Genomic DNA, 17,183 nt, shown 5'->3' with positions numbered 1-17,183 from the left:
AATTATAGTTTTTTTACTTCTTCTTTAAATTGATTCCCTCTATCTTCATAATTTTTAAATAAGTCAAAACTTGCACAAGCAGGAGAAAGTAAAACTACATCATCTTTTTTCCCTAAAGAATAAGCTGCTTGCACCGCGTCTTTCATTGATTGTGTTTCTACAATTTCGGAAACTATATCTTTAAAAGTTTCAATTATTTTAGTGTTATCTAACCCCAGACATACGATGGCTTTAACTTTTTGCTCCACAAAGGGTATTAGCTCTGTGTAATCATTTCCTTTATCCTTTCCTCCTACTATCCAAATAACTGGAGAATTCATGGTTTCTAAAGCATAATAAACAGAATTAACGTTTGTGGCTTTGCTGTCATTTATAAAACTTATTCCGTTGATTTTATATGTAAATTCTAACCTATGTTCTACTGCCTCAAAATCTGCTAAACTTTGTTTTATAACTTCACTTTTAATTTTAGATAACTTGCCTGCAATTCCTGCTGCCATGGAATTGGCTACATTATGTTTTCCTGATAGTGCTAATTCATTAATTTTCATCTCTAATCTTTCTGAATTTACTTGTATTTTTATATTATCCCCATCCATGTAAGCTCCGTTTTTTACTTCGCTTTTTAAAGAAAAGGGGAATCGATTTGCTTCCGTGTTATTTTTATTAAACCATTCCAGTATCATTTTATCATCCTCATTGTATATAAAATAATCTTGTGGATCTTGATTTTTTGTAATTTTAAATTTTGCATCTATATAATTTTGATAATTATATCCGTATTCATCTAAATGATCAGGACTTAAATTCAAAATCATTGATATATGTGGCTTAAAATTTTGAATATCATCCAATTGAAAACTACTTATTTCCAAGATATAGTAATCAAAATTTTCTTCGGCTACCTGCCAAGCAAAACTTTTGCCTATATTTCCTGCCAATCCTACCTTATATCCAGCATTCTTAAATATATGATAGGCCAATGAGGTTGTGGTCGTTTTCCCATTGGAACCTGTAATCGCAATTAGTTTTGCTCCTGTATATTGAGATGCAAACTCAATTTCTGATGATATTTTAATATTTTTTTCCTTTATTTTCTTAATTAATGCCGAATTTTTAGATATGCCCGGACTTTTGATGATCCAATCTGCATTTAATATTTTCGCCTCACTGTGTTTTTTTTCCTCATAGGAAATTTGCTTTTGGTTCAATACCATCTTATATTCTGGTTTGATTTCCCCTAAGTCGGTAAGGAAAACCTCAAATCCTTGCTTCTGTGCTAAAATTGAAGCACCAACTCCACTTTCTCCTCCACCTATTACTACCAACCTTTCCATAATCTATCTTATTTTAAGGGTTATTATACATACGATGGCTAACATAAAACCTATAATCCAGAAGCGTGTTACAATTTTACTTTCATGATATCCTTTTTTCTGAAAATGATGATGCAAGGGTGACATTAAAAAAATTCTTCTTCCTTCTCCGTATTTTTTCTTTGTATACTTAAAATAGCTTACTTGCATGATTACCGAAAGATTTTCAATTAAGAATATACCGCATAAAACTGGTATTAATAATTCTTTTCGTAAAACAATAGCTAATACAGCTATAATACCTCCAATGGTAAGACTTCCAGTATCTCCCATAAATACTTGTGCAGGATAGGTATTGTACCATAAAAATCCAATCAATGCTCCTGCAAATGCCGCTGAAAATATCACTATTTCTCCTGATTCTGGTATGTACATGAGGTTAAGATAATCTGCCATCATTATATTTCCCGAAACATAGGCGAATAATGCTAAGGTTGCTACTATAATAGTGGAGCTTCCTGCTGCCAGCCCATCAATACCATCGGTTAAATTAGCTCCGTTGGAGACCGCTGTGATTATAATAATTACGATAGGGATAAAAACTATCCAGACTAAATTTTGTGCTTCACCTTCCTCTACACCTACCCAGGTTAGTATCTTGCTATAGTCAAATTGATTATTTTTAAAAAATGGTATCGTTGTTTTAAATGATTTTTCGCTAGGATAAAAGTCTTTTGCAAATTCTATATGGTGCGATCCTTCAATTTTTTCCTTGATTACAATATCATTATTCATATATAGAACAAGCCCGACAAATACACCTAACCCTACTTGACCTAATACTTTAAATTTCCCGTTTAATCCATCTTTGTTTTTTTTATGAATTTTTAAAAAATCGTCTAAAAACCCAATAATTCCCATCCAGATTGTAGATACAATTAGTATTATTACGTAGATGTTCTCTAATTGACAAAATAGTAACACCGGTATTAGGGTCGCTAAAATAATAATTACTCCTCCCATTGTAGGGGTGCCTTCTTTTTCTTTTTGACCTGTTAAGCCTAATTCTCTAACAGTTTCTCCGAGCTGTTTCCTTCTTAGTATCTTAATTATTCTTTTACCTATAATTAAGGATATAAATAACGAGGTAAAAACGGCTGCTAAGGCGCGAAATGTTATATATCTATACAATCCACTACCGGGTATATGGAAATGTTGATTTAAATATTCAAATATATCGTAAAGCATTTCTGTTAATCTCTAATTTGTTAATAATTCTTTTGCTATAAGCATGTCATCAAAAGGTAAACGTTCATCTTTCACTTCTTGATAGTCTTCATGTCCCTTACCTGCAATTAAAATAATATCCTTAGGTTTAGATATTTTAATTGCTGTTTTAATTGCTTGCTTTCTATCCGTAATTGAAAGATATTTATTTGTGTTTTGAGGTTCTATACCACTTTCAATTTCTTTAATGATCTGTTCTGGCTCTTCATCTCTTGGATTGTCTGAAGTAATGATAGATAGATCCGAAAACCGAGTTGCTATTTTTCCCATAATCGGTCTTTTTTCTTTATCTCTATGCCCTCCACAACCAAATACAGTAATTAATTGTTCATTTCTTGTCCTTATCTGGTTTATAGCTTCTAAAATATTTTGGAGAGCATCTGGGGTATGTGCATAATCTACAATAATATATTTTTTATCATTTGATACATAGGTTTCAAAACGCCCCTTTACTCTGTTAAGATTGCTCAAAGCTTTTAGAACTTCTGTTGACTCAAAACCTAGTTCTAAGGCTATCGAATATGCTAATAATTCATTATAGGCATTGAATTTACCTGCTAAAGAAGTCCAAAATTCTTGCTGATTAAAATTTAATAACATTCCATCCAATCGATTCTCAATTATTTTCCCCTTGTACATAGAATTTGATTTTAAGGAATAGGTTACTTTTTTGGCTTCGGTATTTTGAAGCATCACAAGTCCATTTTTATCGTCTATATTGCTTATAGCAATGGCTGACTTAGGCAAATCATCAAAAAATTTCTTTTTAGCTGCCAAATAATTAGCAAAAGTCTTATGATAATCCAAATGGTCGTGTGAAATATTTGTAAATGCACCCACTTTAAAGTTTAAACCTGCTAACCTTTCCTGATGTATTCCATGGGAACTAACTTCCATAAATGCATATTCACATTTTTTTTCTACCGCTTGTGACAACAATTGATTAATAGTTATTGGATCTGGAGTTGTATGTCGAGTATTTAATTTTTGATCTGCAATTCTGTTTTCAATGGTTGATAACAAGGCACAACGATATCCTAAATTTTGAAATAAATTGTATAATAAAGTAGCGGTGGTGGTTTTACCATTAGTCCCTGTTACTCCTACTAAAGTTATCTGATCTGAAGGATGATTGTAATAATTACTGGCAATAATTCCTAAAGCATAACTAGTATTTTTTACTTGTATGTACGTAACATTGGCTACAACATCTGTTGGAATTTCTTCACAAATAATTGCAACGGCTCCTTTTTGGATTGCTGACTGTATATATTGGTGTCCATCTAAGTCATATCCTTTGATGGCTATAAAAACATCTCCCTGAGATATGGTACGGGAATCAAAAGATATATTAGAGATATTTATGTTAATATCTCCTATTTCCTTTTCTACTTTTATTTTATATATTATGTCTGAAAGTATTTTCATACACTTAATTTTAAATAAACAGTCATGCCTTTTTTTATTGGAATTCCTGTTATTGATTGTTGTACTACCTTCCCATTTCCTTTATATACTACCTTTAATCCTAAATTTTCCAACACTGGAATTGCATCTTTAGCATAATAACCTACCACATTAGGTACATTCTTGGTCTTTGGATTGACTTGTATTTTTTGGTTTTGGGTCAAAAATTGTTTTATGTTTTTAGAGATTTTTGTTTCATCCTCTTTAGGTAAGTTCAATGGTTTTTTTAAATACACTTTTCCTGCAATTTCTTTAAATACCGGTGAAGCTACTTGTGAACCATAAAATCCATTTTTCGGTTTATTAATCACTACAATGCATGAATATTCCGGGTTTTCAACTGGAAAAAAGCCACAAAAAGATGCTTGATACAATCTTCCTTTTCCTTTAGACCAATATTCCAATTGAACGGTTCCGGTTTTGCCTGCCATAGATAAATTTGGAGTATATATACTTCTTGAAGTACCCTTTTCTACTGCATACGCTAACATTTGTTTTAAATCTTCTATAGCTTTAGACGAAGCCATATGTTCTTCTAAAACTATGGGAGAAAATTTTTTTATTATAATCCCTTTGTTTTCTATCTTATCCAGTAATTGGGGCTTCATTAATTTACCCCCATTTGCTACTCCATTGTAAAAGGTTAGTATTTGTAAAGGTGTTAATTTAACTCCATAACCGAAGGACATCCAAGGAAGTGTAACTGAACTCCATTTTTGGTCGTATTGAGGAATATAAGGAGCTCCTTCCCCAGGAATATCTATTCCTGTTTTTAAACCTATGTGCCAATTATTGATCTTCGCTAAGAAATCTTTGGGATTTTTTGAATAATATTTTACTACAGTTTTAGCTATTCCTACATTGCTTGATTGTGATAATACTTGAGACAGGGTTATAGTACCTTGTCCATGATCATCTCTAACCACTTGATTTTTATATTTCCAAGCTCCTTCCCCTATATCTACAGTTGTATTGGGTTCAACGTAGCCATCATCCAACAAGGCTAGCATTGATATTGTTTTGAATGTTGAACCTGGTTCAGATGCCTCCCAAACTGCAAAATTCCTTAAATCATCGTATTCTCCAGATTTTGTTCTTTGTAAATTGGTCAATGCAACTATTTTTCCTGTTTTTACATCCATAACTACAGCACAACCGTGATCTGCTTCTGATTTCTCTAATTGATTTTGTAACGCAGAATAGGCAATGTCTTGAATTCGCATATCAATGGTCGTATACACATCGTTCCCATCTATAGGTTCCATTTCTATATTTATGGGCTTCCATTCTTTTTGATTAATTCTTTGTTGAATTTCTTTCCCGTTGGTTCCTTTTAAATATGAGGTGAATGCACCTTCTAAACCTGTTTTTCCTCGTTCATCGTCAAAACCTAAAGTTCTATTTCCAAAACCTGAAATTGTTTTAATTCTTTCTAATCTTCTTTCGACTATAAAGCCTCCTTTATTTTGTCCTTTATTTAATATGGGAAATTTTTTAAGCCTAGTGAATTGTTCATAATCCAATCCAGTTGCTAATTTTAAATATTGATTTTCTTTTAGCCTAGCTTCATTTAATTTTTTATAGAAATAAAAGCTAGGTTTACCAAACATTTTTCCAAGTGAATCGCAAAGAGATGATATATTTTCATCATACAATTTTTTGCGTATAGTTTTCATGTCCAACCGAATATCGTATTTCGTAATTGTTGTTGCTAACAATATTCCGTCTGACGCATATATGTTACCCCTTGCCGCTTGAATTTCTTCATTTCTAAAGTTTGTTGTTTGAGCAAGATTTCTATATTTTTCCGAATCTACGGTTTGAATAAATATAAGACGTGCAAATACTAGTACAGCAAATAATAGAACCATTGCTGCAACTAAATAAGTACGTGCTAATATGTCTTTATTCTCCTTATTCATTTTCTACATACGGTACAATGATTTTGTACGGTTGTTTATCCAAAGCAAAAAGCGAATCAGACAGCACCATGCCTTCCAATTCAGACTCTACTTTCAGTTTCATTAATTTACTATGTACTAATGCATAACGTGCCTTATATTCTTCTGCCTCTTCTTTCAATTTAGATATGGTTACCACTTTCTGATCCACCAAATGAGAAGAAGTAATTGATATGAGTGATAAAAAAATAATAAACAAAATAAATCTCCATACAGAAATAGCATCCCCATCCACTAAAAATCTACCTTTTAGTATGTCTGAAATGCTTCTTTTTTTTATATTTTTTCTTTTTCTTGCCATTATCTTTTAATCGCTATTCTCATCTTAGCACTTCTGGCTCTTGGATTATCATTTATCTCATCTTCATCAGGAATTATAGCTTTTGATGATACTAAATCAAAGGGCTTATTCCAATTCCCATAAATATCTCTTTCAGGCTCTCCCTCAAATAAACCTGTTTTTAAAAATTTTTTCACCAAGCGATCTTCCAATGAATGATAAGAAATAAATACTAATACCCCACCCGGCATTAATAGATCATAACTCTGAACTAAAAGTTCTTTTAATGCATTTAATTCATCATTAACTTCTATTCTTAATGCTTGAAATAATTGGGCATAAAACTTATTCTGTTTGTACTGAGGGATTATCTTATCAAATATCTGCTTTAAATCCCCTGTAGTCTCCAACTCCTTCTCTTCCCTATTTTCAACAATTAAATGAGCTATCTTTCCAGGTCTTTGTAGCTCTCCATATAAATAAAAAATTTCTTTTAATTGCTCTTCAGAATAGGTATAAAGTACCTCTTTAGCCGTTAAGGATTGTTGAATATTCATTCTCATATCTAAAGGTCCTTCAAAACGAGTAGAAAAACCTCTTTCTGGAACATCAAACTGATGAGAAGAAACCCCTAAATCCGCCAATATACCGTCAACATTTTCTATTTTATAGAATCGTAAAAAATTTTTAAGATACCTGAAATTCTGTGGAATTAGCGTAAATCTTGGATCTTCTATTTGATTGTTATAAGCATCAGAATCTTGATCGAACGCAAATAATTTACCTTCTGAATTTAGTTTTTCTAAAATCAAACGCGAATGTCCTCCACCTCCAAAAGTGCAGTCTACATAAATTCCCTCTTTATTTTTTACCAAGGCTTCAACACTAGGGTGTAATAAAACCGGATTATGATATTCCCTCATCTTCAAAAATATTACCCATTACATCTTCCGCCAAACTAGCAAAATCATCATCATTTACACTAACCGCTTTCTCATAAAGATCTTTATCCCATATTTCTATAACATTTATAGATGCCGCCACTACTATATTCTTATCTAGTTTAGCAAACTGAATAAGATCTTTATTTACCTGCAATCGTCCATTGTTATCGATTTCTACATTTTTTAATCCTGCTGTAAACTGTCTAATAAAATCGTTGTTTTTTTTAACGAAACGATTTAGCTTATTTATTTTACTCATCATCAAATTCCATTCAGAAATCGGGTGCAATTCAAGACATGGTTGAAATACAGATCTTTTAAGCACAAAACCTTCTTCCAAAAGGGATTCCATCTGCTTTTTTAACCCTGAAGGCAAAAGCATTCTCCCTTTAGAATCAAGCGTACATTCATATGTTCCGATAAGATTCAACATGATGATAACAATATTTCAAAAGTAAAAAATAATTTCTACTTCCTCCCACTTTTACCCACTTTTGTTGAAAACTTTTACAACTTATTATGTATTAATAAGTTGAACGAAAAAATAAATTTTTAAAATTTATTTAACAGAACCAATCATATACTATATCTTTTCTACAAGATTTTATTTACAAACATTTGTGAATCCATGAAATAATTAAAGAAATTCAAAATGATTTAATTCTAAATCTTTAGAACTTTATTTTTTAAATTATAAAGAGAGGGTCGGAACTAAGTGTTTTTAAAAAAAAATTACTATTCTCTTCCCAATTCTTTGGCTTTAGTTGTTATTAAGTTGGTAAGGTATATGGTAAATATGGGAAACATCATCATACCTATGGCAGCTAATAATACAGTTAATACTTTACCTGTAATTGAAATTGCAACTATGTTGCTACCTACGGTAGTAACATTCATAAATGCCCACCATATGGCATCTCCATAACCGTTTATTTGAGGATTTATCGTATATTCAATAGCATAAAAGGCTAGGCTAGAAAAGTAAACTGTTGCCATAAGCATTGATAGATAGGTAATAAACAAACTAGATATTTTATTATTTGTAAACCATCCCACTACTATTGCCAATGCATATCCACCGCGCAAAAGAGGAATAAAACGTATTAAATACATCGCTTCTGATGGCAATTGTATATGATATAAATAAATAATATTTTGATAAGGAATGGATATAATTAGGAATATAAAATGTGATTTGAAATATTTCCATCTATTCTCGGATAAAAATATTTCTATGAAGAAGCTAAATAAAAACCATAAACATATCCAGTATTGAATTTTTAAATAGTTGTTTTGTGCATACGTGTCAATACCTCTAAAGATATCAATAGACATACTAACAACCAAAAAAACTGATAGTAATAGAATTGAAATTTGTAAAAAATTTTTAATATACTTTTCTAATAAGTGAGATGAGTTCATTTCTAATGAAATTATATTATATAAGTAGATATTCTTATTTATAAACCTTCATTAACAAATACTATGCTATTACAGAGCTAGCACCAAAATCGTATAAACGATACATTATTAAAAAATAAATTTTATTCAATTTTATCACTAGATTCAAATTGAATTATAAAGCTCTATTCACAAAAATGTTTGATTAACTATTATTATTAGTATTTTTGAATGGCCTTTCAATAAAAATATGAATATTAAAAATTTTATTTTAAAAGGAAATTTAGTCCTACAAATTGCTATTGGTTTATTTTTAGGTGTTCTATTGGCAGTTTACTTACCTACCTATGCTATTTCTGTGAAGGTCTTAGGTGAACTTTTTTTAACTGCCTTAAAATCAGCAGCGCCTGTATTGGTTTTTATTCTAGTTATGTCTGCAATTACCAATCATAAAGTTGGACAAAAGACAAGTATCCAATCTATAATAATTTTATATTTATTTGGAACATTTCTCGCAGGATTATTTGCTGTTATTTTTAGCTTTATATTTCCGGTAACTTTAACTTTAATACAGCAAAAACCTATGGAAATGGTCCCTCCCTCGAGCATTGTTGACGTTTTAAAAGGCCTGCTACTAAATTTTGTAGATAATCCTATAAACGCTTTAATTAAGGGAAACTTTATAGGCATACTCGCTTGGGCTATAGGATTAGGAATCGCTTTAAGGCATTCTTCTGAGTCAACCAAAAAAGTGGTAACAGACTTATCCAATGCATTTACTTATGTTGTACGTATTATCATTCGTTTTGCTCCCATTGGTATTTTTGGTTTAGTAGCTTCAATTTTAGCAGAAACGGGTTTAAACGTTTTATGGGATTATATTAAACTTGTAAGTGTTTTATTAGGAACCATGATATTTATTGCCTTAGTGATAAACCCTATAATTGTCTTTTTTAAAATTCGAAAAAACCCTTATCCTTTAGCCATTAAATGTTTAAAAGAAAGTGGTATAACTGCTTTTTTTACTCGAAGTTCTGCCGCAAATATTCCTGTGAATATGGAATTATGTAAAAAATTAAATTTGCATGAGGACACTTATTCTATATCTATTCCTCTTGGAGCAACTATCAATATGCAAGGTGCTGCAATTACCATATCAATTCTTACACTAGCCGCAGTACATTCATTAGGCATTGAAGTAGATATTTTCTCTGCTATCTTATTAAGTTTAGTCTCTGCCTTATGTGCCTGTGGCGCGTCTGGCGTAGCAGGTGGATCATTACTATTAATACCTTTGGCTTGTAGTTTATTCAAAATCCCTCAAGATATTGCTTGGTCTATTGTTGGAATAGGGATGACCATTGGGGTTGTACAGGACTCAGCAGAAACTGCTCTAAATTCATCCACCGATGTACTTTTTACCGCAGCGGCTTGTATTGCGGACGAGAATAAAAAAAACATATAATGGTAAAAGCTATTTTCTTTGATATTGATGGTACTTTAGTAAGCTTTAAAACTCATAAAGTTTCAATTGATGTTTTAGAAGCCTTAGAAAAGCTTAGAAGCAAAGGAATAAAATTATTTATTGCTACGGGACGTCATAAATTGGAAATCAATCAATTCAATGATTTTATTTTTGATGGATATGTTACTCTAAATGGTCAATATTGTTATACTCCGGAAAAAGTTCTATACAAAAACCCCATTGATAAAGATGCTGTAGAGAAAATCATTTCTTTTTCTGAAAATACAGAAAATGCGTATATGCTTTTTGGTGAAAACTTAGTAGGTATAAATAGAATAAACCATAGGGTGGAAGATACTTTAAAACAGTTAAAAATTGAGAATTTTAAAATTGGAGATCTTCATTCTTTTATAGAAATGGATGTGTTTCAAATGATTAGTTTTACTGCTCCTGAAGAGGAAAATACATTAAGGCGAGAATTCCCCAACTGTGATTTTACTCGATGGAATCCCTTATTTGTAGATATAAACCCAAAGGGTGGAAATAAAAAAGCGGGGATTTTAAAAATATTGGACTATTTTAACATATCTACCAACGAGATTATGGCTTTGGGTGATGGTGAAAATGATATCTCTATGCTAGAATTAGCTAAATATAGTATAGCTATGGGAAATGCTTCTGATTTAGTAAAATCTAAGGCAAATTATATTACTGATGATGTTGATAACCATGGAGTCATAAAGGCGTTGCAACATTTCAATATTTTATAGATTTTTACTTATAAACTTTCCTGCTAATTTAAAACACTACTTATGAAAAAATTATTCAAAATTATTGCCTATTTCCTATCTTCCATAATCGTTTTTATAATCCTTTATTTTTTAGCTGCAAATATTCTTTCGAGAATAGTTATTCAAAAAGAAAAAGACTTTTCTAAAGATTTGGCTATTTATATTTCTACTAATGGAATGCATACAGATTTAATATTACCGGTAAAAACCGAAACTATAGATTGGAGTAAGGAAATAAAGTATACCGACACAAAAGGACAAGATAGCGTTCAAAAGTATGTTGCTTTGGGATGGGGAGATAAAGGTTTTTACTTGGATGTGCCTGACTGGGATCACGTGAAACTTTCCATTGCGTTTAAAGCAGCCTTTGGATTAAGCTCCACAGCCATTCATGCTACTTATCTTAAAGAAGTAGTGGAGGACAAAGATTGTAAAAAGATTATGATTTCTAAAGAACAGTATAAGAAGTTAGTAGAATTTATAAAAAATGATTTTCAACTAGATGGTAATGGTCATATAATAAACATAAAAACTGAGAAAACTTATGGCAGTAACGATGCCTTTTATGAAGCTACAGGTACTTACCAAATGTTATATACCTGCAATACATGGGCGAATACAGCTCTAAAAAAATCTGGACTAAAATCTTGTTTATGGACTCCTTTTCAAGAAGGTATTTTTAGACTTTATAAATAAAAATTCATGAATAAATCATTTAAACTTTACCTATGTCATCTATATTTTCCTTTAATTTCATATTCATAATTTTTTCATAAATACCTTTGGTAGTTTCTCCTGATTTAGAAAAATTAAAAATCGTCATTCCTGTATCTAAATTAAAGTAGAAATTACCTTTATCTGAACCTTTGATTGAAAACCATTGTAAAGCTCCATTTTGAGCTTGCACCCCTATCCAATAAATGGAAACCTTATCTAAATTAAATTCTAATAATTCAAATTGTTTTTTAGTACCTCTAAAAAACAATTTACCCTCATGGGCATAAAGAATCCCACTACATTCAAAAGATGTAAATTTAAAAAAAGCATTATTCTTTCTTTCAGAATTAATCCTCATTGGAGCATAAAATTCTACATTGGAAGGCAATTTATTAATAATATTTTTCCTTTTTCTTTTTCTTGATTGTGAAGTTAAAATGGCTACTAAAAAAATTGGAACTAAAATTAAGACAATCATCCCTAGCATCCCAAGAATCAATGCTACAGTAATACTCATAGTTTAGTTATTTTTGATTATTCTTTATATTCAACAATTGCTTTCACAAATGAAGCTGCATTTTCCAGAGGAATATTAGGAAGTATTCCATGTCCTAAATTGGCTATATAATTCCTGACTCCAAATTCACGAACCATTTGTTGCGCTTCATTGTAAATTTTCTGTGGAGATGAAAGTAATTTAGCCGGATCAAAATTTCCTTGTAGCGTAATCCTACCTCCAGAAAATTCTCTAGCTTTTTGCGGTGTAATCGTCCAATCTACTCCTAAAGCGGATGCTTTAGACTTTGACATAGCATCTAATGCAAACCAACAACCTTTTCCAAAAACAATAACTGGTGCTTTTTCTGCTAAAGCTTCTACAATCTGATTGATATATTTCCATGAGAATTCTTCGTAATCTTTAGGAGAAAGTAAACCGCCCCAACTATCAAAAATCTGTACCGCATCTACTCCATATTCAACTTTCTTTAAAAGATATTCTATGGTATAATCCGTGATTTTTTGTAATAGTATATGTGCTAGTTCAGTATTTTTAAAAGCAAAGGCTTTAGCTCTGTCAAAGGTTTTAGAGCCTTTTCCTTCTACGGCATAGCAAAATATGGTCCATGGACTTCCTGCAAAACCAATCAAAGGAATTTCGTTTTTTAACAGTTCTTTGGTTATAGAAATTGCTTTAAAAACATAATCTAAACTTTCTTCTACAGATGCATTTTGCAATCTATCTACATCTTCTTTTGAAGCTATAGGATTTGCTAAAAATGGTCCTACAGATTCTTTCATTTCGAAAGGCATACCCATTGCTTGAGGAATGACTAAAATATCTGAAAAAAGAATTGCAGCATCCAAAGGAAAACGTTGGATAGGCATTAGCGTAATTTCTGCAGCTAATTCTGGAGTTTGGCAACGTGTAAAGAAATCGTATTGATCTCTCATAGCCCTAAATTCAGGTAGAAATCTCCCCGCTTGGCGCATCATCCACACCGGTGGTCTTTGTACTTCTTTTCCTTTTAGTGCGTCTAAAAATAAAGTATTTTTAATCATTGATGGTTTCTTTTATTAGGGTAAGTAATGACTCTTTAGTAGTTTCTTCAGGATAATAAACCGGTAGGTCTCCGGCTAAATCTTTCACTGCTTTTGCAGTGGTTTTACCGCTTACAAAAACCAAAGCATCTCGAGGTATTTGATTCATGGAAAGATAGGATTTTACTGCGGAAGGACTCATAAACACCAAAGCATCATAATTTTCGTTAACTTTAGTAGGTTTTAAAGTAGTTTTATAACATTCAATCCCTATAACCTCCACTCCATTTTTTCTTAAAGAATCAGGCAGAGTACTTAATGAAAGATTACCTTTAAAAAAAACATATTTTTTAACTTCTGTTTCTAACATTCTTTCTAAAAGATCTTCTGCATAATTAGAAATAAAACTTATTTCTCTATTTTGCCCAAACAATTCTTTAGCTGTATTTTTTCCTACCACATAAAAATCTCCTTCTAACTCTATATTTTTGATTGCTTGCACAGCATTTCCACTGGTAACTATAAAAGAATTAACCTCATTAGGAAGATAAGGAATTATCTGACTTTCTGGATAAATCTCTGTTTCTATAAAAGGAATATAATCAATTTGCAACCTCTTATCATTTTCTTCTGGAAGAGTGAATGTAGAGGTAACTAAAACTTTTTTCATTACTTAATTAAGTTTAGATAACAAATATAAAGTAATTTCAATTTATACGTTTATATTTCAACAATCATATTCAAAGACGGTTATAAACTAAGCATTCAAGTATCCTCATTCATTAGTCTTATTATTTAAAAATTTGTTTACTGTTTAATCCAATTATTAATGATTTGCCTTCCATAAAAAGTCATGAAAGATTCCGGATGAAACTGTAACCCTTTTAAATCCCAAGTGGTATGAGAGACTGCCATAATTGAATGATCTATACTTTCTGCTATCACTTTTAAGCTAAGAGGTAAACAATCTTTATCTGCCAGCCAAGAATGGTACAATCCTACTTCAATGGTAGTAGGTAGATTTTGAAATATTTTTTCTTGCTTATTGATAATTATTGTTTTTTTTATTCCGTGATTTACTTTTTCAAGATTTAAAAGCTTTCCTCCTAAACATTCAACAATTGCTTGGTGCCCTAAGCATATCCCTAATATACTTTTAGTTTGTTTAAATTCTTCAATTACTGAAAATAGATTGGGGGTATTTTTAGGTATGTCCGGACCTGGTGATAAAACAATTTTATCAAATTTAATTAGATCTTCCATTTGTATCCTATCATTGGGAATAACTTCTAGGGTACAATTTAAGTTTTCATCGAAAAGTTGAAATAAATTTCCTGTAAAAGAATCATAGTTATCAATTAAAGCTATCTTTACTTTCATATATACAGTTAATTATTTTATATTTTTGTTTTTTTAAATTTAATGAAAATAAATAGGAGTGCTATTGAAAAAATGAATGACCTGGGGAGGAAACAAATTCCTTTTCTATTCATTCTTGATTTCTCTGAAAATGAAAACATCATCCTTCCTCTCTCTAAAATTAGTCCTGAATCTATTTTATATGATTTTGAAGGATTCACAAATCTTACACCTAATTTATTTCATATAAATACAATTCCTAAACTTAGTTACACCTACCACCCCATTGCCTTTGCTGAATACGAAAAACAGTTTAATTTAGTGAAAAAAGAAATTGCTTTTGGCAATTCTTACCTCATCAATTTAACTACAGCAACCCCTATAGATGTAAACATAGATCTAAAGGATATTTTTTTTGTTAGCAAAGCTAAATATAAACTTTGGCTAGACCATCAATTTGTATGCTTTTCACCAGAAACTTTCGTTAAAATAAATAATGGGAAAATTTATTCTTTCCCGATGAAGGGAACGATAGACGCTTCTATTCCCAATGCTAAAAAAATTATTCTTGAAGATCTTAAAGAAACCTCTGAACATTATACTATAGTGGATTTAATTCGTAACGATCTTAATTTGGTTTCCAAAAAAGTGAAAGTGGATATTTTCAGATATCTGGATGAAATAAATACACAAAGGGGTAAGTTATTACAAGTGAGTTCCCAAATCAGTGGTGAATTAGAACCTAATTGGCAATGCAATATAGGTAACATCTTTCATAAACTACTACCTGCAGGCTCTATTACTGGAGCTCCTAAAAAAAGGACCGTTGAAATTATAAATTCTGTTGAAACTTTCCCTAGAAATTTCTATACCGGTGTAGCTGGAATCTTTGATGGTAGATCAGTGAATAGTATGGTAATGATTAGGTTCATTGAAGAAACGATAGACCATAAATATCTTTATAGAAGTGGGGGAGGTATCACTTGCTTTAGTGAGGTTCAAAAGGAATATAACGAGTTAATTCAAAAAATTTATGTACCGATTTCTTGAAACTATTTTAATTAAAAATCATTCTTTTCAAAATATTGCCTATCATAATCAACGAGCCAATAATACTTGCCAATTCTTTTTTAAAAAGAAACTAGTCCAAGATATTTCTGAAGTAATTTCTATTCCTCCTGAATTAGAAAATAAAGAAACTTATCGTTGTAGAATAATTTATACAGATATAATTGAAAAGGTTGAATTTATTCCTTACCTACAAAAACCAATCAATTCAATTCAGATAGTTTATAACGATGATATTGAATATTCTTTTAAGTTTGAAGACCGAAGCGCTCTTAATGCCATGAAGATACGTTCTACTGCAGACGATATTCTAATTGTTAAAAACAACTACATCACTGATACTTCGATTGCTAATATCTTGCTTCGAAAAGACGGTCGTTGGTACACTCCTAGGCGTCCTCTTTTGCATGGAACTGAAAGACAAAGATTATTAGATTTAAATTTTATCATAGAGAAGAATATCTCAATTGATTCAATCAATGAATACGACTCATTTTGTTTAATTAATGCTCTTAGACCTTTTTCTAATAATCATATTCTTAGTTGCAAGAATATAATCTTTTAACATTAATTACTCCTTTAAAATTTGGTAATCGTGGATTTGTAGTACACAGCTTTCTCCTATTGCATAATAATCCTCACTGGAAAACCATATGCGCTTTCTCTGCCCTATAGCTTCAACTAAATAAGAACTTCCTAAAAAATAACTTTTTAAAACTTTAACTTGTAATTCTCCTTCTTCTTCCGCATAAAGCTGATGGGGATAAACTAGAATTTTAGTTGCTTCTATACCTTTAAATAATTCTGGAAAGTTTTCTTTGGTAAATATATTAATCTCACCAAATAAACGAGCAACATATTCATTTACCGGATTTTTATATAAATAACTAGGTTTGTTTTTTTGTACAATTTTTCCGTCTTTTATAATTACCATTTCATCTGCATATGCCAAAGCATCTTCTATTTCATGGGTTGCTAATAGAATTGAAATATTGTTTTCTTTAGCAAAATCAAAGACAGCTCTTTTTAATATATTCTTTTTAAAAGTATCAACCTGAGAAAAAGGTTCATCTAATAATAACAAGGAAGGAGTTTGGGCTAGAACTTTTGCTAAAGCTACTCTTTGTTTTTGCCCTCCGCTTAAATGTATACATTTAGTTTCTATAAACGAAGACATCTCTACCAAATCTAACAAGAAGAAAATCCTTTCTTGCTTTTCATCCATATCAATATTCGATAAAAATCTGCCTACATTATCTCCAACGGTTGCATAAGAATCTAATCCAAATTCTTGTTCTAAATATTTAAATTCCGGTTCACCAGGAACTAAATTTCCTTTCATCCCAGATAACTTTCTATGATTGTAATAAATTTCTCCTTCTTGCCATTCTAACATTCCATAAATAAGTTTCAAGATGGTGCTTTTCCCACTTCCACTTTCACCTATTAATGCTAGCATCTTCCCTTGTTCCAAGTTAAAAGATAAGCCCTCAATATTTTTTTTATCCTCGTTGTAAGAGAAAGATATATTTTTTACTTCTAACATGGTAACCATTCATTTAAAAATTCAATTGTTTATAAAGGTAGT

At 30.9% G+C, this 17,183-nt stretch carries 18 protein-coding genes; 5 read left to right on the top strand and 13 right to left on the bottom strand.

Annotated features, from left to right (window positions below):
* Window positions 1–2: 2 nt before the first annotated feature.
* From murD to ETU10_RS05680, 8 genes are all read right to left on the bottom strand, one after another.
* On the bottom strand, window positions 3–1,337 hold the full coding sequence (gene murD / locus ETU10_RS05715; RefSeq protein ID WP_146310564.1) for a UDP-N-acetylmuramoyl-L-alanine--D-glutamate ligase: 1,335 nt from the start codon (window positions 1,335–1,337) through the stop codon (window positions 3–5).
* A gap of 3 nt (window positions 1,338–1,340) precedes the next feature.
* Window positions 1,341–2,564: a phospho-N-acetylmuramoyl-pentapeptide-transferase gene (gene mraY / locus ETU10_RS05710; RefSeq protein WP_146261869.1), complete on the bottom strand. Its 1,224-nt coding sequence runs from the start codon at window positions 2,562–2,564 to the stop codon at window positions 1,341–1,343.
* Between the two features lie 12 nt (window positions 2,565–2,576).
* A complete protein-coding gene (locus ETU10_RS05705; RefSeq protein WP_146310562.1) occupies window positions 2,577–4,031 on the bottom strand; it encodes a UDP-N-acetylmuramoyl-L-alanyl-D-glutamate--2,6-diaminopimelate ligase in 1,455 nt (484 codons plus the stop codon).
* Entirely contained in the window at window positions 4,028–5,992 is a 1,965-nt protein-coding gene (locus tag ETU10_RS05700) for a penicillin-binding protein (RefSeq protein WP_146310560.1), read from the bottom strand. Before ETU10_RS05700 ends, ETU10_RS05705 begins: the two co-directional genes overlap by 4 nt.
* Window positions 5,985–6,332, bottom strand: coding sequence for an FtsL-like putative cell division protein (locus ETU10_RS05695; RefSeq protein ID WP_146310558.1), 348 nt, complete (start codon window positions 6,330–6,332; stop codon window positions 5,985–5,987). The genes ETU10_RS05700 and ETU10_RS05695 overlap by 8 nt, the downstream gene beginning before the upstream one ends.
* On the bottom strand, window positions 6,332–7,234 hold the full coding sequence (gene rsmH / locus ETU10_RS05690) for a 16S rRNA (cytosine(1402)-N(4))-methyltransferase RsmH (RefSeq protein ID WP_146310556.1): 903 nt from the start codon (window positions 7,232–7,234) through the stop codon (window positions 6,332–6,334). Before rsmH ends, ETU10_RS05695 begins: the two co-directional genes overlap by 1 nt.
* A complete protein-coding gene (gene mraZ, locus ETU10_RS05685; protein ID WP_146310554.1) occupies window positions 7,218–7,688 on the bottom strand; it encodes a division/cell wall cluster transcriptional repressor MraZ in 471 nt (156 codons plus the stop codon). The genes rsmH and mraZ overlap by 17 nt, the downstream gene beginning before the upstream one ends.
* Before the next feature lie 302 nt (window positions 7,689–7,990).
* Window positions 7,991–8,677, bottom strand: a complete 687-nt coding sequence (locus ETU10_RS05680; RefSeq protein ID WP_146261875.1) for a potassium channel family protein — start codon at window positions 8,675–8,677, stop codon at window positions 7,991–7,993.
* Window positions 8,678–8,906: 229 nt separating this feature from the next.
* Here ETU10_RS05680 and sstT point away from each other — a divergent pair, with 229 nt between their 5' ends.
* From sstT to ETU10_RS05665, 3 genes are read left to right on the top strand one after another with little or no spacing between them, the layout of a single operon-like run.
* Complete coding sequence (sstT, locus tag ETU10_RS05675) at window positions 8,907–10,121, top strand: serine/threonine transporter SstT (protein WP_146310552.1); 1,215 nt, start codon at window positions 8,907–8,909, stop codon at window positions 10,119–10,121.
* Window positions 10,121–10,891 carry a Cof-type HAD-IIB family hydrolase gene (locus ETU10_RS05670; protein ID WP_146310550.1) on the top strand — a complete coding sequence of 257 codons (771 nt, stop codon included), beginning with the start codon at window positions 10,121–10,123 and terminating at the stop codon, window positions 10,889–10,891. The genes sstT and ETU10_RS05670 overlap by 1 nt, the downstream gene beginning before the upstream one ends.
* 42 nt (window positions 10,892–10,933) lie before the next feature.
* Window positions 10,934–11,608 carry a TIGR02117 family protein gene (locus tag ETU10_RS05665; protein WP_146310547.1) on the top strand — a complete coding sequence of 225 codons (675 nt, stop codon included), beginning with the start codon at window positions 10,934–10,936 and terminating at the stop codon, window positions 11,606–11,608.
* Window positions 11,609–11,627: 19 nt separating this feature from the next.
* Here the strand turns inward: ETU10_RS05665 and ETU10_RS05660 are convergent, their stop codons facing one another.
* From ETU10_RS05660 to ETU10_RS05645, 4 genes are all read right to left on the bottom strand, one after another.
* Entirely contained in the window at window positions 11,628–12,146 is a 519-nt protein-coding gene (locus ETU10_RS05660) for a hypothetical protein (protein WP_146310544.1), read from the bottom strand.
* A gap of 17 nt (window positions 12,147–12,163) precedes the next feature.
* Entirely contained in the window at window positions 12,164–13,189 is a 1,026-nt protein-coding gene (hemE, locus tag ETU10_RS05655) for a uroporphyrinogen decarboxylase (RefSeq protein ID WP_146310542.1), read from the bottom strand.
* The gene (locus tag ETU10_RS05650) at window positions 13,182–13,838 is read right to left on the bottom strand and encodes a uroporphyrinogen-III synthase (RefSeq protein ID WP_146310540.1); all 657 of its coding nucleotides are present in this window, start codon (window positions 13,836–13,838) and stop codon (window positions 13,182–13,184) included. Before ETU10_RS05650 ends, hemE begins: the two co-directional genes overlap by 8 nt.
* A 137-nt stretch (window positions 13,839–13,975) precedes the next feature.
* Window positions 13,976–14,548: an anthranilate synthase component II gene (locus ETU10_RS05645; RefSeq protein ID WP_146261882.1), complete on the bottom strand. Its 573-nt coding sequence runs from the start codon at window positions 14,546–14,548 to the stop codon at window positions 13,976–13,978.
* Window positions 14,549–14,590: 42 nt separating this feature from the next.
* Here ETU10_RS05645 and ETU10_RS05640 point away from each other — a divergent pair, with 42 nt between their 5' ends.
* Window positions 14,591–15,577 (top strand): aminodeoxychorismate synthase component I, encoded by a 987-nt coding sequence (locus tag ETU10_RS05640; RefSeq protein WP_146310538.1) that lies wholly within the window; start codon window positions 14,591–14,593, stop codon window positions 15,575–15,577.
* Window positions 15,561–16,160, top strand: a complete 600-nt coding sequence (locus ETU10_RS05635; RefSeq protein ID WP_146310536.1) for an aminotransferase class IV — start codon at window positions 15,561–15,563, stop codon at window positions 16,158–16,160. Before ETU10_RS05640 ends, ETU10_RS05635 begins: the two co-directional genes overlap by 17 nt.
* A gap of 6 nt (window positions 16,161–16,166) precedes the next feature.
* Here ETU10_RS05635 and ETU10_RS05630 read toward each other — a convergent pair whose 3' ends face one another.
* Complete coding sequence (locus tag ETU10_RS05630) at window positions 16,167–17,141, bottom strand: ABC transporter ATP-binding protein (protein WP_146310830.1); 975 nt, start codon at window positions 17,139–17,141, stop codon at window positions 16,167–16,169.
* Window positions 17,142–17,183 lie beyond the last annotated feature (42 nt).

The sequence above is a fragment of the Apibacter muscae genome, from assembly GCF_007845595.1.
In the GTDB taxonomy this organism is placed as follows: domain Bacteria; phylum Bacteroidota; class Bacteroidia; order Flavobacteriales; family Weeksellaceae; genus Apibacter; species Apibacter muscae.
This window is presented reverse-complemented; position numbering and strand designations above follow the sequence as displayed.

Bases quoted from the DNA above. Each gene is read 5' to 3' on its own strand.
- murD (WP_146310564.1), bottom strand. From the start codon at position 1,337: ATGGAAAGGTTGGTAGTAATAGGTGGAGGAGAAAGTGGAGTTGGTGCT.
- mraY (WP_146261869.1), bottom strand. From the start codon at position 2,564: ATGCTTTACGATATATTTGAATATTTAAATCAACATTTCCATATACCC.
- ETU10_RS05705 (WP_146310562.1), bottom strand. From the start codon at position 4,031: ATGAAAATACTTTCAGACATAATATATAAAATAAAAGTAGAAAAGGAA.
- ETU10_RS05700 (WP_146310560.1), bottom strand. From the start codon at position 5,992: ATGAATAAGGAGAATAAAGACATATTAGCACGTACTTATTTAGTTGCA.
- ETU10_RS05695 (WP_146310558.1), bottom strand. From the start codon at position 6,332: ATGGCAAGAAAAAGAAAAAATATAAAAAAAAGAAGCATTTCAGACATA.
- rsmH (WP_146310556.1), bottom strand. From the start codon at position 7,234: ATGAGGGAATATCATAATCCGGTTTTATTACACCCTAGTGTTGAAGCC.
- mraZ (WP_146310554.1), bottom strand. From the start codon at position 7,688: ATGTTGAATCTTATCGGAACATATGAATGTACGCTTGATTCTAAAGGG.
- ETU10_RS05680 (WP_146261875.1), bottom strand. From the start codon at position 8,677: ATGAACTCATCTCACTTATTAGAAAAGTATATTAAAAATTTTTTACAA.
- sstT (WP_146310552.1), top strand. From the start codon at position 8,907: ATGAATATTAAAAATTTTATTTTAAAAGGAAATTTAGTCCTACAAATT.
- ETU10_RS05670 (WP_146310550.1), top strand. From the start codon at position 10,121: ATGGTAAAAGCTATTTTCTTTGATATTGATGGTACTTTAGTAAGCTTT.
- ETU10_RS05665 (WP_146310547.1), top strand. From the start codon at position 10,934: ATGAAAAAATTATTCAAAATTATTGCCTATTTCCTATCTTCCATAATC.
- ETU10_RS05660 (WP_146310544.1), bottom strand. From the start codon at position 12,146: ATGAGTATTACTGTAGCATTGATTCTTGGGATGCTAGGGATGATTGTC.
- hemE (WP_146310542.1), bottom strand. From the start codon at position 13,189: ATGATTAAAAATACTTTATTTTTAGACGCACTAAAAGGAAAAGAAGTA.
- ETU10_RS05650 (WP_146310540.1), bottom strand. From the start codon at position 13,838: ATGAAAAAAGTTTTAGTTACCTCTACATTCACTCTTCCAGAAGAAAAT.
- ETU10_RS05645 (WP_146261882.1), bottom strand. From the start codon at position 14,548: ATGAAAGTAAAGATAGCTTTAATTGATAACTATGATTCTTTTACAGGA.
- ETU10_RS05640 (WP_146310538.1), top strand. From the start codon at position 14,591: ATGAAAATAAATAGGAGTGCTATTGAAAAAATGAATGACCTGGGGAGG.
- ETU10_RS05635 (WP_146310536.1), top strand. From the start codon at position 15,561: ATGTACCGATTTCTTGAAACTATTTTAATTAAAAATCATTCTTTTCAA.
- ETU10_RS05630 (WP_146310830.1), bottom strand. From the start codon at position 17,141: ATGTTAGAAGTAAAAAATATATCTTTCTCTTACAACGAGGATAAAAAA.